The organism is Paenibacillus sp. FW101-FHT12H11 (assembly GCF_058790355.1).
Map to the genome: position 1 here is coordinate 357183 of NZ_JBYTCO010000008.1, position 15117 is coordinate 372299.

8 protein-coding genes are annotated in these 15117 nt (G+C 46.4%); all 8 read right to left on the reverse strand.

The features are described from left to right. Positions 1 to 18: 18 nt before the first annotated feature. Positions 19 to 5805 carry an Ig-like domain repeat protein gene (locus AC3WTJ_RS25865; RefSeq protein WP_492524266.1) on the reverse strand — a complete coding sequence of 1929 codons (5787 nt, stop codon included), beginning with the start codon at positions 5803 to 5805 and terminating at the stop codon, positions 19 to 21. Positions 5806 to 6030: 225 nt separating this feature from the next. Further along, the gene (locus AC3WTJ_RS25870) at positions 6031 to 7131 is read right to left on the reverse strand and encodes a response regulator (RefSeq protein ID WP_492524267.1); all 1101 of its coding nucleotides are present in this window, start codon (positions 7129 to 7131) and stop codon (positions 6031 to 6033) included. After that, the gene (locus AC3WTJ_RS25875) at positions 7124 to 10243 is read right to left on the reverse strand and encodes a hybrid sensor histidine kinase/response regulator (protein ID WP_492524268.1); all 3120 of its coding nucleotides are present in this window, start codon (positions 10241 to 10243) and stop codon (positions 7124 to 7126) included. Before AC3WTJ_RS25875 ends, AC3WTJ_RS25870 begins: the two co-directional genes overlap by 8 nt. Before the next feature lie 182 nt (positions 10244 to 10425). Continuing rightward, positions 10426 to 10908 carry a CcdC protein domain-containing protein gene (locus AC3WTJ_RS25880; protein ID WP_492524269.1) on the reverse strand — a complete coding sequence of 161 codons (483 nt, stop codon included), beginning with the start codon at positions 10906 to 10908 and terminating at the stop codon, positions 10426 to 10428. A gap of 116 nt (positions 10909 to 11024) precedes the next feature. Next, positions 11025 to 11657 (reverse strand): DUF2306 domain-containing protein, encoded by a 633-nt coding sequence (locus AC3WTJ_RS25885; RefSeq protein WP_492524270.1) that lies wholly within the window; start codon positions 11655 to 11657, stop codon positions 11025 to 11027. 461 nt (positions 11658 to 12118) lie between these two features. After that, entirely contained in the window at positions 12119 to 13036 is a 918-nt protein-coding gene (locus tag AC3WTJ_RS25890) for an aldo/keto reductase (protein WP_492524271.1), read from the reverse strand. 76 nt (positions 13037 to 13112) lie between these two features. Beyond that, positions 13113 to 13670: a D-lyxose/D-mannose family sugar isomerase gene (locus AC3WTJ_RS25895; protein ID WP_492524272.1), complete on the reverse strand. Its 558-nt coding sequence runs from the start codon at positions 13668 to 13670 to the stop codon at positions 13113 to 13115. 449 nt (positions 13671 to 14119) lie between these two features. Further along, entirely contained in the window at positions 14120 to 15010 is an 891-nt protein-coding gene (locus AC3WTJ_RS25900) for a thermonuclease family protein (protein WP_492524273.1), read from the reverse strand. Positions 15011 to 15117: the final 107 nt, after the last annotated feature.

Below are 15117 nucleotides of genomic sequence, written 5' to 3' on the forward strand. Positions count from 1 at the left end.
CCAAGCTCCTTTCTTAACTCACTGACCTCCAAGGAAGTAAATGTTGATAACCGCCGTTCGCCGATTCAAATCCTGAAAATAAAACGTATGCCATCCAGGCTGCTTGGCCGTGAACTTGACTTCTTTGGCAACTGGCTCCTCTGTTACGTCATGTTCCAGAGCCGTCGTGTTTTGCTTAAAATCCCCGCTTTTCAGCATGCCGTCGCCTTTTTTATAATCAGCTTTGTACTGATCGACGAAGTTAACGACTTTGAAAGTCACTTCATTGCCTTCAACCATATACTGGGAGCTTGGTTCAAACTTGCCGTTCACCAGAACTAGAAAATCCTGCGGCGTTAACACTTGGACAGGGCGTTTCACCTCAGCCGTGTTGCCCGCCTCATCCGTCGTACTGTAGGTGACTATGTACGTCCCGCCTGTTGAACCATCCACTTCCGGTGGATTCAGAGTGACGCGATCCGGTGCGATTGCGCCATCCCTGTCGTCATACGCTTCAAAATCGTTCAAGACGATCTCTTCGCCAGGCTCAAAAATCATATACGGTTTGGCAAATTTGATGATTGGCGCGGATTTGTCAATGTTCTGAACCTTCGCGAGAGCGCGTACGCGATTGCCGGCTTCATCCGTAACAATGAAAGTGAAGGAGCCGTTCTCTTTAAAAACTAGACTCGTTTTCTCGTCATTATTGATGGCTATCAGTCTGTCGCCCTCTTCGCTGTAGACGGAAGCCGTTACGTTCTGATTAGTCAGCTTCGTAGCGCTGTATTTAATCGTTACAGTTGGTGCAGTTCTATCGATTCTATTCACTGTCGCTTTAACCGAGGAGGTATTGCCCGCTTCATCTTGAAGATCAAACACGAACTCGCCGTTCTCTTTAAACACAACCTGTTTGCTGCCCTGATTGTTCAGCACCTTGAAATCTTCCCCAGCAATCACCGTTGCGATGACATCTTGGTTCGTTGGCCCGTCCGTGTTGTACACGATTTGCCCGATCGGCGCTTTTCGGTCGATGTTGTCAACCCGATAGGTGATATCCGCCGTATTGCCAAGCGAATCTGCCACTTTGAACGTGTAATCACCGTTTTCTGTTGCCACGATCGTGTGCTGACCGTCATGATTGATGATGTCTCCGCCTTCCGGCAGATCCAACGTCAACACGACATCCTGCTGCGTAGGATTCGTTTCCGAAGCCGTAATCGTGCCACGTGGAGGTGTTTTGTCAATCCAATTGACGCCCGCAACGACAGTGCCCTCATTGCCTGCTCGATCTTGGAAGGTGAAGGTGAACACGCCGTTTTGTTTGAAAGTAACCTGGGAACCGCCTCCGCTAGTGACCGTCACAGGTTCACCGAGGTCGTCAACCGCCAATAATTGGGCAACCACATCCTCATTGGTCAACGCTTTGGTGCTGTAGACCACGCTGCCCGTCGGTTTCTTCTTATCAATGTTCGTAACCTCGACTGGAATCACGCTCTCATTGCCAGCTTGATCCCGGATGATAAAAGAGAATGTGCCATTCTCAGTGAACGTGTAGCTGGCTTGTCCACCGTTATTCACGATAGTAACAGGCGCACCACTGTTGTCGGCAGCTAGCAACGTCACGGTGACCGGCTTGTTCGTTGGCTCCGTCGTGCTGTAGGAGAGACTTGCCGTCGGAGCCTCGTTATCAATGTGCGTGACCTCCGCTGTGATGGAAGATCGGTTCCCCGCTGCATCCTGAAACTCGAACGTAAACTGGCCGTTTTCTTCCAATAGGAAGGTATTGCTGCCCTGATTGTTCAAAATGACTGTCGGCGATTCATCTGCCAGCTGCAGCGTAATACCAACACTGCTTCTTGTCCAGTTCGAGCTGCTGTAACGAAGCGTTGCTGACGGAGCCTTTTTGTCGATATTCCACACGGGCACTTTCACAGGCTGATCGGCCACTTCCCCATTCCTGTCTCTAATCACAAATGAAATCAGGCCATTCTGTGCAATGCTGTAGACGGATTCCGTCACCGCTGCGCCATCGGATTGACTGCTTACGAACTGCTCGCCCATGCCCGCCTCGAACATGAAATCGGCTAACGTAAATCGGTTATTGGCCGTTGCCATCGTAACCAACACATCTTGATTCGTGATATCCGTGGTTGAAACCGAAATGTCAGCCTTCGGCAGGACCGGATTGATTTGATCGACGGTCGCCAAGGCGCTGCTGCGGTTGCCAGCCTCGTCTTCAAATTCAAAGGTGAAGGATCCGTTGGCACCGAACGTATAAAAAGGTATACCCCCTGGTGTATTGAGTATACGAACACCAGGTTTATCAAATGTGACATGCGCAGTTACTGTATTGGCAGTTGGTTCTACCGTGGAATACACGATAGTGGCGAAAGGGGCATTGCGGTCAACGATCTGCTTGTCGCTTGTCAGTACTGCGGTATTTCCGACTTGATCGACCGCTTTCACATGCAGGAACCATGCACCGGATTCCAGCTCACTTTCAGTAACAAGCGCTTCATTCGCTATGGCTTTCCAATTGGCATCGGACAGATCCGGCGCTGACTCCGTAGGGGTCCATTGTGTATAGAGATGGATATCTCCCTTTGCAGTCCGGTTGTCTTCGGCATAAACAGCAGCACTCACGGTCCGACTCGGCTGTTGCCCCTGTCCGGCAGCGATTCGAATATTCGGCATAACGTTATCAATATTCGTCACCTGAACAGGAATCAACCGCTCATTGCCGGCCTTGTCCACAATTTTAAACGTATAGCTGCCGTTTTCCTGAAAGGTATGACTCTCGCCGTCAGGCAGCTGAAGTTCGCTTGCAAGCGTCTCATTATCGTAGAGATTCGTTAATCGGACGGTTACAGGATTGCGTGTCTGTGCAGTCTCGCTATACACGACTTCGGCTACAGAAAGAGTCTTGTCTACAACAATCGACCGAAACACTTTGTCACTACGGTTTTGAACCTCATTTTCAAAGCTGAAGCTATAGGTATAAGTCCCCTCCTCGGAAGGCATCGCCAACGTTAATTCCGTTGAACCGTCCGTTATTAGGCCCGTTTGGATTTCATGCTGGTTTTGGTCTTCGATATGATAAGAATAGGTTTCTTTCGATGGAGCACTTATTTGAATTTTGACTTCATCAGCATTCGTATGTGTTGGCATATCGGTCTGGAAATCGGAACTCTTTGGCGCAGAATGGCTTAGCTTAAATACCCTTGATGTGGTGATGCTTTCGTTGCCGAATGAATCAACAGCTTTAATATGGAGAAACCAATCGCCATCCACATTATTTTTGGAAAGCTTCGAGCCGTTTGCAAAAGGAAGCCAGCTGGCGTCCGCCATACCGGGTTTTGTTTCTGATGTAGTCCATTGATAGTAAAGCGCTGAGATCGTATTGGCATCCTTTGCTCTCACGGTAGCCACTGCTTCCTTGACCGTTGCTGTCACGGATGGCGCATACTGAAACACGACGGTTGGCGGCGTATTATCAACGTAGAATGCACGGCTCTGGAATGCCTCATTTCCCCAAATATCGGACGCACGTACATGCAGAAACCATACACCTTCCATCCGTTGTTCTTCGTCGTCAGTTGAGACCTCGCGCCGTGAGCCGAGCTCCTTCCAAGCTGCATTTTTCGGATCGGCATCCTGGCTCCAGCCGTACATCAACGATTTTAAATTGCTATTCGCGTCTACTGCGCTAATCTGCGCTTTTTGCATACTCTGCTGCGTCAAATTGCCGTCTGGCGTCATATTTATTTCCGGTGGTTTCGTGTCCAAATAAAATGGCAAAGTGACGGCCTCCGACTTATTTCCTGCCCTGTCATAAGCACGCACATACAACGTGTACCGGCCATGTTCAGGAAATTGCGGTGTTTGGACAGGATGGCCATTCTGGAAGGGGAGCCAGTCGAGTTCATTGGCCTCATCATCGTGGTACACCCATTGGTATTCCAGCTTGGCATCGTCCACACCCGAGTTCTCATCGGTTACGTTCACTTGCGGTGTCAGTGATCCCAGAAACTGATTACCACTGCCGTTAGGCGTAATCGCAATTACCGGCTGGATGTTATCGAAACGAATGGCTGGACTCGTAATCTGATTCCTATTGCCTGCACGATCCTCCAGCAATACCGCCACATACCAGTCACCATTCATATTGCTCTTCGAGATGGTAGGCAATTTGCCGTCCATGATCCCGTATGTCACCCAGGTAACATTCTGCTCGCCCGGAGATTGGAGCCAAGCATATTGAAGTACGTCCCCTTTCACGCCAGAGCCTTGCTCAATTACGTTCAACTGAACCGTGTGTTGACGCTGAGTGGTCCCTTCTGTAGCAGACTGAAATAACACAGTCGGCAGTTTCGCATCGACGCAGATCGCTTCGCCATCCAGCGATAAAGGAGGATTGTAGCCATTCTGTATCATCGGTGTGTTGCCATAATCGTCGGTGATCCCTAGATGGCCGATGAAATTCGAATACGCCAGATCGTTCCCTTCATCTTCAGGCTGAACGACGTATTGGTAGGTGACTACCTTCGAACCGCTGCCTGATTGATACAGGGCTTTCTTGCCATTGTTGAATGTGATGTAGCCATCTGTTCCGGAAACCACATCATCCAGCAAAAGCTTAACGGTTAGCTTGTCTCCTGCTTTTATAAATTTTGTCCCTGTAGAGGTTGTTACTTGAACTTCATGGATAACCGGTACGATACCGTCTACCTGGATCTTGCTGCTGTCCAATTGGTTGTAGTAACTTGATCCGCCAGTGAATGTGTAATTGGCGTCGTATTTACTTTTCCAGTTGTAAGGATTACCCATTGTGCTGCCCAGCATTTCGTTATCCGAGAGATCCTTAACATTCGGCGGGAGTATTGCACCAATCTTATCGTCTCCGCCTTGATTGAGATCCCACTCGCTTGGTGCTCTGCTGCCGATCCCAAGGTATCTGCCCTGATTGTAGGGCTGCTTGCCAATATCGCTTCGCGTCATATCGTCCGCTACGACCGTGTAGTGAAAGACGATGTCTTTCGTTCCATTGCCCGAGAAATACACAGCCTTTTTCCCTGTATTCATTGGGAGTTCGAAGGAAGTGTCGATATTCACCAGCTCATCAAAATGCAGGACAAATTCTATCGTCTCTCCGAGATGAAACTTGCCATCGCCGGCATTCGATACAGAAATAGATTGCAAACCGGGGCCAACCACATCAGCCAAGGACATTTTAATTCGCTCGTATCGGCTAAGTGGTGTATTGACGTCATCCAGTACAAATTGAATGCTGTTGCCGCTGGCTTGAAACGGATTCCATCCCGAAGTCATATCGTACAGTTTGGCCATGCCAGTATCGTTGTTATCCTTGGCGCGCTTGTATTGGTTTCCATTCGTTACAATAATCATTGTGTCATTGTCATCAATTCGCACGGAGGCGTCCACCTTAAACTCCAACTGATTCATTCTCGCAGGATCTACGAGCGAACTCGGGAGATCTGAGGGCGCAATCCATCCTCCGAGCGCATAACCGTCGTCATCGGAACCCGTACTTTTTGGCGCTAATGTAAGGTTGTTAGGGAACTTTGGGATATAGGAGCCATTCGCTTGCAAATTGCTTTCATCATAGTCATCATTTTCATTCGAAAATTTAGAAAAGGTACTGCTATAATTCACATACTGAAGAAAATTATCATCTGCCCACACAGGCTTTGCTTCCGCCTTATTCACCATCACGGCGTGTGCACCCAGCATCGCCAGCATCGCTACGAGGTACGCATATTTTTTCTTCATCCTGTCTTTTTTTCTTCTCATTCGTTTCTGTCTCATTCGCTAGTCCTCCCTGGGCACTCGATATTAGGACCCATAATATGACAAATTACTCATTGACATGCATGTTATCACACGCGTCTCCCAAGATTCTCACAAACTTTTCGACATAACTTGATAAATTCACCCAAGTGGTGCACTCCGCGTGTCGTGAAGCATTCAAGCACAAAAAGAGCTGTCCCGAAGTAGAACCTTCTACTCTCGGAACAGCCCCATTCCTGCGTTCTATAAATACGCGGATGCCCTGTCTCTCATCACTTTCGGCAGCTCGATGCCTAATTCTTGCCTGTATAGCGATTCGAAGCTGGTATAATGTTTGAATGCCAGCTCCTGCCGTCCACTAGAAGCATAGATATCCATTAGTAATTGATGCATTTCTTCGTTTAAAGGGTATAATGACAAATACACATCCAACCTTTGTTCTGCCTTGGTCCACGCCTCAACGGCCATTTCTTGCTTAACCAAGCTTCTCATTAGCACCGTATAATGCTTGGCATAGCTTTCCTCCAGCTGAGATTTCCAGATATAATCCTTCCGTTCCAAAAGAGGTCCGCGATACAGCGAGCACGCACGATCCGCTAGTGCGAGATCCTGCAAACCGTCTCCCACAGCATTTTGAAATTCCATTAAATCCAGTCCTTCTTGCAGAGGATCAAGCAGATAACCTTCATTCGTTTTCACGATGTCCATGCCAATCTCTTGCTCTTTGAGCAGCTTTTTGAGACGATAGATCGTATTGTGCAAATTATGAGAGCCTCTGTCCTCCGGCATCTCCGGCCATAATATATCCGCTAGCTGCCATTTACTAATATCCTGTTTCAAGTGACACAGGAGATAGGCAAATAATTCTTCCGTCTTTCTCGTAGGCCAACGGACAACCATGCCGTCTTGACTCCTAACATCGAATCCACCCAGACATCGTACTTGCATGTGGCGTTCTTTTTTCTCCTCTGCAACAGTAGGACGTTCAAGCTTGTTTAACCTGCTAGTCAAACGTTCAATTGCAGCCGGTGTAACCGGCTTTAGCAAATAATCGAACGCGTAAACTTTAAATGCATCCACAGCATAGTCTTTATACGCCGTCGTAAACACGATGCGGGTATGCTCTAATCGTTCATTTAATCGCTGCGCGAGTTCCAGTCCGTTCATCTTGGGCATTTCCACATCCAGGAAGGCAATATCCGGTTTCAGTTCTTGCAGCCCTTCAAGCGCCTCCAAACCATTGCTGAAAGTCCCCACAATCTCAAAATGCCCGTTGCGGCCGATAAGAACCTTCATAAGCTCGAGAATCGGCTTTTCATCTTCGACAATGATAACCTTAAACAATCTTCGCCCCCCTTTCCTCCATAGTCGCAAATTCCGTAGATGTTAGTGGCAAATACATCACAACTTTCGTTCCGCGTCCGAGCTCTGAGCTTACAGTTACTGTCGCGCCAGGAATCGCATCCAACCGTTTGCGGATGTTCGCAATCCCGATTCCGCCTGTACGTGACCTGCCACTGGCAATACTGTAAAGCAGATCATCATGAATCCCGACGCCATCGTCTTGAACAGCTATCTGCAAATAGCGATCCCCCTCCTGAATGGATAATGTTACGGTGCCATGCCCATCCTTTTCAAACAAGCCATGACGAATGGCATTTTCGATAAAAGGCTGAATACACAAGGAAGGAATCGATATATCCTTGAGATCGTCATCGACATAATATCTAACATCAAAACGCTCACCGAAACGCGCCTTCTCAATCTCAACATAGGCGTCAATCAGTTCCAATTCACGTCCTAAACTGACGTACAACTCATGGCGGTCCATGTCTAAAATATAGCGTAAATACTGGCTGAGCTTCGATAATAGATAGGCTGCTTTCTCCCCATCCGTATAACAAAACGAAATGACGCTGCTCAGCGCATTGTACAGAAAATGCGGTTTAATTTGAGCCTGATGGAATGCGAGCTCGCTCATAATCGCCTCTTGGATCGACGTTTTCATAGCAATTAACGTATGTATTCGTGCAAGCAGCGTTTCTGCTTCGAACGGTTTGGTCAAATAATCGTTTGCTCCTGCCCTGAAGCCAAGAGCGATGTCTTGAAGCGTATCCTTGGCTGTGGCAAACAAAATAGGAAGGTCTAGAATGGAGTGATGCGTACGCAGCATACGGCACAACTCGATACCCGAGACACCTGGCATCATGACATCAAGAATGACCAGATCAATCTGCGGGTACTCCTTCATTTTCGCCATAGCTTCCTTAGCCGAGAAGGCAGTGACCACATTGTAACGGTATCTTTTTAGAATGTTCAGCAATGTGTAGATATTGGAAGCTTCGTCATCTACAATCATTATCGTAGAAGCATGCTCTTCCAAAATGTCCAGTGAATCGCGTCTGGGAATGACTCGACCTGATTGCCCCTCCAATTCATCATGCGTGTGCTCGTAGATAAGAGCTTTCTCCGCCGCCTTGGACAATGAGAAGATCATGCGTGTTCCCTGACCAACCTCAGACCAGTCGACTCCAATTCGTCCCCCCATTCGTTCGACGAGCTTTCTACTAATATACAAACCAACCCCCATACCCGTGTACCCATCATCCGGCAACCTCTGATCCAGCTGATCAAAATACTCGAATATTTTCGTATGCTTATCTTTCGGAATGCCGGTTCCGGTATCTGCCACTGTAATATAGACAATTCCCTCAGCAACGGTTGCTGTAAGCGTGATACTTCCTGTATATGTATGTTTGATAGAATTATGGATCAAATTGTACATAACTTGGCGTAAGCGATTCTCGTCAGCTTCAACCCAAACGTCCGGCGGAACCTGATTATCCAACCGTACCGTTTTACCAGCTAGTTCAAATTGCAAAACATCAAACACAATCTGAGTTACAGTCCTGACATCTACAACGCCCATTTGCAGCCTCAGCTCGCCCTGCTTCAATCGAGAGACATCGATCAAATCGCGCATCAGCATAGAAAGCTTGATCGATGTATCCTTGATGAGCCAAAGACTTTCCTTTTGCTTCGCAGACAAATTATGTTCATCATCATCAAGTAAATAGGAGGTAATATTCATAATCCCGTGAAGTGGCGTTTTGACCTCATGTGAGGTGTGCATTAAGAACTCATCTTTCAGCTGGTTGGAAACGACTAATTGGTGCGTCAGCAGCTCATTTTTTTCGTAGGCGTTTTTAAACCGTACAGCCAGTAAAATATTCATTAAAGTAATGAAACAAATAACTCCTACTTTACTTAAAAGATCTGAAGCAACCGCATTCTCGGCATACAGCGAACCGTCTATCAAAAAAATTAACAACGAGATGATTGCAGCGATGAAAAGCAAGATCTCTTTCCGATCGTGCCCACCACGCTGACTGCGCATATATAACTGGACCATTCTTATAAGAATATAAAGTGGAACAAGTCCGATGTAGACAAAAAATGCATATCTGACCTCATTATAAAGCGAATAAGGCAGTACAATAATGACAGCTAAATAAAGCAGAATCGGCGAGAGCAGCCACATCATCTTTTGACGCGGAATTAACCTTTTGTCTAGGGAGCAAAAAAACAAAATACTTAAAAGCGAGCTTAGGAATTGACTGACATCCAGCGCTTTGTACACGATATCGAAAGGGATATTCGGCAGCAGCCTCTGAAAAATCTTTTCGCCAAAAAGTAATTGAACAATAGAAAGCGAGAACAAATATAACCCACTGAGCAAGTAGGTTTTCTCCTGCTTCCTAAGAAGATAGAAACTGATATGGTACGTTCCGAACATGACCAAAACAAAAATAGCCACCATATCGCTACCCGTTAAAATATTATCCAAGCTCGCAATATCTTTGTGCGATCCGAACTGAATCGAATTGACAATTCCCCCCGTGAAAAATTCATAGTTAGACACTTGGATGATGAATTCAATTTCCTTGGCATCGGTATGGAAAAATGCGCTGTAAGGCGTATTACCTGGCGCACTCATGGCCTTGCTTTCAGCTGGCCGTCCGCTCTCCCCCTGCAATTGGCCGTCAATGTATAGTCGATGCGACATTCGGATACTTCTTAATTTAACCCCATAGATGTCATCATCGTTCCCTTGGACAAGCACCTTGAGTCGATAGGTTCCAAACCCTTTCCGGCTCATTCCTTGTTCGTTATCTTTGCCCTTCCATGTACCAGGTACCGTTAAATAGGTTACGTCCGGTCTCGGTCCATTATGAAAATCTCCCGGTTCCAGGAGCTTCCCTTCATAGAACTCCCACTCTCCGTCCAGAGAGGTTAACCCCTGTTGATGAAGATCCCAGTTCCTTAAATCCAACATGCCATGTTTCGCAGGCTGATCAACCTTATTCGGAGTGGCCTGCGAATAAATGCCTATGAATAAAAGAACAGAGAGAGAAAAAACCACAACGATACCAATGAACTGCCGAAGCTTGTGCATGAAGACTCCCTCTTTCTCTAAAAACAACAATTCGAGTCATTCTATCATTTCATACTCACAAAAAACTCACAAGCCAAAGCTATCAAGAAAGAGTGTCAAAAATAAAACATGTCATCATCATGTAAATGTCCGCATTGTCTCCATAAATGCAAAAAAGCAGCGCAGGATGCGCCGCTAATGATTTAAACATGTAACATCGCTTGTTTTGAAGAGCTTACGCCGCGGAACTTCACATAACTCGTAATGCGCCAAGTCGCGATGTACCCAAAGGTAAAGAGGTTGCACATAAAACTCAGTGTGCTTGGATCAATTGATTTTATTGTTGCTACGGCAAGGAAACGTAGTGCAAAGATTACAATCAGCAGCACGAACACCGTTTTGTTACGTTTAATAAATGTGTTGCCGTTGTCCCGCACTTCAAAGTTAGTCGTTAAGATAAGGGGGATGGAGACAACCATACCGATCAAAAGTGCAAGAATGACTTGCCCTTCACGGATATGCAGCGATGGATCGAACAACTGCGTGAATGAAGTTGAAATATATAAGATTGGCAGCAGCAGCGTTACGCCTGATTTTTTGAGCGGCTTATTCATTCCACTTAATTGTCCACGCAGGATAAAAAAGAATATTAAAGCTGAAATCATCATCGATACTGTTGAATTCATAATTTGAACACTCCCTTAAAGGATTTATTGATATCATTATCACCTTTGAGGGAGTTTTTCAGAAGTGAATCAAGTCATCGGTTCGAGGTGACAATCGTCATATTCGAGAGGAGCTGCTAACCCGCCGCCTTCGACGGGATACGAGTAACCATCTCGCCCACCAGAAGCAGTAAAACAATCGAAGAATATATACTAATCGTATAGCTCTCCGTATAGGGAAGGCTGAATCCCTTGTGGAAGATTGCAGTCAACAGATGAATAGAGAAATTGGTAAAAACGAATGCATAACTTCTGATCATCCACTTTCGGTGGGGGTCCATTTGTTTTTTTCTGATTTTCACTATCGCCATGATGATCAAGAACATCCATATGATATTTAACAAATTAAAAGCCATGCTGCTAGCCTTCCCACCGGTCGCATAGGGAGCCATGTAACCGGACGTAAGGTCAACAATTATAACGGATAAAACGTACAAATAGCCGTTCAAGCGATGGAACTTCCGGTATTTTTTAAGAAGGATAGAGGAGAAATTAATCGCACCCGCGATCATCGCCAAGCAAGCAAATGCGACATGCACATGCATCACCTTCAGCCATACCGCGACATGTAACGCTCGTTTGAGATCGATCTTTTGACTTAGAAATGCGGTTGCTCGTGGATCAAAAACGAAATTGGCGTAAATACTGTACACAATTAAAACAACTGTGACAAAGACCAGCAGTAGGTAAGCATTTTTTCTATTGAGCATCTGTATAACCTTTCTCTATTTCATCCATTCTTATACTTGGACAATACTTTGAATGACCGACTGGACATCCTCCGTTTTCCTCTATTAGTGGCTAGTATGTTGTATTCTTTACAACCATTTGGCTGTAATTAGGCCTCAGATCGCCTCCATGTTGTACTATTTACAACGATTCATGCTCTAAATCGCTTTCATCTCACCTTTTCGCAATAAATGGTTGTATATTGTGCAGCGAATGACCGCATTCGCGATCAGACCACGCCATTATATTGTATATAATGCAACATACGCCTTCAATATGGTTGATCAGCCGTTTGATGTCACCTCAACTTCAACCTTCTGCCATCCCTTCACTCATACGCCATTTTTAACGTTAGAAATGCCAGTTACTCCGCTCCGCGAACGAACATCAAAAAAAGACCTCCAGCAGCGAGCAGCGCTGGAAGTCTTTTGAATAGCAGTTCTTATGGCAACACATTGCCTGCCGCGCGATAAATCTCATACCATTCCTGACGTGTCAAATGAACATCAGCTGCTTTGCAGCAATCCATTAAGCGCTCAATCGTCGTCGTGCCAGTAACCGGCTGCATCCGAGCTGGGTGGCGTAATAGCCATGCGATCGCGATCGTGGTGTTGCTCACTTCGTATTTTGCAGCAATCTCATCGATTTTCAGATTCAACTCGGGGAACTTCTCGTTGCCAAGGAATACGCCTTCGAAGAATCCGTATTGGAAAGGCGACCAAGGCTGAATTGTGATATCGTTCAGTCTGCAGAAATCAAGCACGTTGCTGTCACGGTTCACAGCGGATTCATTCAGCATATTCACGTTCATGCCGTTTGAAATCATCGTGGAGTTCGTGATACTTAGCTGCAATTGATTGGCAACCAGCGGCTGCTTGACCGATTTCTTCAGCAATTGAATTTGCATCGGAGTCTGATTCGAAACACCGAAGTGTCTAACTTTTCCAGTGCTTTCAAGAAGATCAAAAGCCTCGGCGACCTCTTCCGGTTCTACTAACGCATCCGGACGGTGCAGAAGCAGAATGTCCAAATAGTCGGTTTTGAGGCGCTTCAGGATATTGTCCACGGATTCCAAAATATGTTCTTTCGAGAAATCGAACATCCCCTTCCGAATGCCGCATTTGGATTGCAAAATGATTTTCTCGCGAATATCATCGTTCATATGAATGGCTTCGGAGAAGATTTCTTCACACTTGCCTCCACCGTAAATATCAGCATGGTCAAAGAAATTGGCTCCTGCATCCATCGCTGACTGGACGAAGCGCTCAGCCTCATTTTTTTCCAATGAATTAATTCTCATACAACCTACCGCGATAACCGGAACTTCCAAGTTGCTTGTACCAAGTTTCATCGTTCTCATTGTGCTAAATATCCTCCTTCAAGGCTTCCAACTTGTTCACTCATTTTATGTAACACTCTCATTGTCACACATTAGGCTAGTAGTTTTCAAGATCTTCATCCACGAGCGGTACTCGTGCAATACGAGGATCTGTAAACAGATCATGCTCGTCCCGGCTTGTACTGGAAAACTCCGAAACGATCGCTCCATCCTCTCCAGCTTGAAACCAGTGTTTGATACCAGGGTTTATCGTGTACTGCTCACCAGGATGCAATTCAATTTCGTGAAAAACCGAATAATAAGCTTCGCTTCCTGCAGGAATTACTGCATTCAAGCTTAGGGTCGCTTCTCCTTCCACATACAGAAAAACCTTTCCGGAACGGCAGCGAAATGTCTCCATTTTGCCGGGATCCTCACCCACTGGCGGGTGTAAGTGCTCTGGACAGGTTTGCCGTGGAAAAAGAACGAGTTCTTTGGCGCAATAACGATCATTGTTGACATAAGTCACTAATTCAAGTCCCTGCACGTCCAATTGGCCGAGCCCGAAACCAGCCACTTCAATATGCCGGATTTCCTCCTCTGTCAGCACAATACCGCTTGCCTCCAGCATTTGCGCAGCCCGCGCCTGCGCCTGGCTTACTTCACTTCTTTTCATCGATTACCGTCTCCCTTCGGCTATCTTATGATGCGATCCGATCTAAATTTGTCCACAAAACATCCTGACGGTCTATTGGTGTGTAAACCCATGTCAGAGGGGTAACCTCATCTTAGCATTAACTTGCTCAACGCAACACCCTTGAGGAACTACAGGGCACTATTCTAGCAAATTAAGCCCGTTTCCAAGTTCGGCGGAACTACAGGTCCTTATTTGACAGCCTAATCCCGTTTTCTTTAAGAAAACGTACAAATAGCGGCCCACAGTTCCTCTCCGCGCGAAAAAGTGCCTATTTCGCAGAAATAGAACCCTGTAGTTCCCGTCGTCAGGGAGAAACTACTAGAGCGATAGCGTGGGGTTTTGACCGCCGCCATGCGTCGGCGACACCGCGTGCCCGGGATTCGCGCGCGGTTGGAAACAGCAAAGTTCATTGGCGGATTGCGCCTGAATCATTTCTCACAAGCAACGCCATCATTATCTCGATCAAGTTTAGAACTATATCCGGGTTGACCTCTTTTGATATTGTAAACACCTGCAGCCTTGGCCTCCGCGCAAGAATTATAAATAACGTTCGACTCTGTCGTTGGCGCAGGCTTCACTGTAGGCGATGGCGTTAGTTGCCCAGCTGTCGGCGCAGTTGTGGGCGCAGCTGTTGGCGCAGCTGTTGGCGCAGCTGTTGGCGCAGCTGTCGGCACAGGCGTCGCGGCTGCTGAAGGACTTGGTTTGTCTTTCACGGCATTTTCGTGAAACCCGTCTTCTTGGGCGTAGTTCTCCACGCTCCAAATGTTAACTCCTTTAAGCTGCGCTGCCTTTTGGATCTCGCGAAACTTATCGACATATTTGACATTCGGCGGGTAAATATAGGCTACTCTGGCGTACCCATTTTCGAGCAGCATTTCATTGAACATTTTATCCCCTATGTATAAATAGCAAAGCAGCCTTCCGTATTTATCCCGCTCGGATACGTCCAGTTCCAGACGTACATCTTTATCCGTTAACGTATCCTTGGCGAATTTGGAAGCTTCCAGAGCAAACGGTTGAACAGGTTTATCAGGGGCTACACTCTCAGGCGTATCCACCAGCAGCAGTCTAATTGTTTCTTCTTTTACTTTCCCCGACTCTTGAAATGACACTTTCATGGTATCCCCATCGACGACACGCACGATCTTCGCCGGTATCATCTTGCTGTCGACTGGTACGGATGCAGGCGTTGTTGACGCACTCGGTGATGGCGAGACTACTACTGTGGGAACCGCTGTTTGTTGCGAACATCCTGTAACGATAAAAACGATTAATGCGATTGAACAGAAAAGTACCTTTTTAAACATTTCATGCAGCATTTGAAGACCTCCAAGTATGACTGATCTATACGACTTCGCCATTATAACAAATCGAGGAATTAGAAAATAGGAAAAGGTTGGTCATTCGCCATAAAAGACAAATGAAC

Coding starts and splice junctions, on each gene's coding strand:
- AC3WTJ_RS25885 (WP_492524270.1), bottom strand. CDS start 11,657: ATGCTCAATAGAAAAAATGCTTACCTACTGCTGGTCTTTGTCACAGTT.
- AC3WTJ_RS25865 (WP_492524266.1), bottom strand. CDS start 5,805: ATGAGACAGAAACGAATGAGAAGAAAAAAAGACAGGATGAAGAAAAAA.
- AC3WTJ_RS25900 (WP_492524273.1), bottom strand. CDS start 15,010: ATGCTGCATGAAATGTTTAAAAAGGTACTTTTCTGTTCAATCGCATTA.
- AC3WTJ_RS25875 (WP_492524268.1), bottom strand. CDS start 10,243: ATGCACAAGCTTCGGCAGTTCATTGGTATCGTTGTGGTTTTTTCTCTC.
- AC3WTJ_RS25880 (WP_492524269.1), bottom strand. CDS start 10,908: ATGAATTCAACAGTATCGATGATGATTTCAGCTTTAATATTCTTTTTT.
- AC3WTJ_RS25895 (WP_492524272.1), bottom strand. CDS start 13,670: ATGAAAAGAAGTGAAGTAAGCCAGGCGCAGGCGCGGGCTGCGCAAATG.
- AC3WTJ_RS25890 (WP_492524271.1), bottom strand. CDS start 13,036: ATGAGAACGATGAAACTTGGTACAAGCAACTTGGAAGTTCCGGTTATC.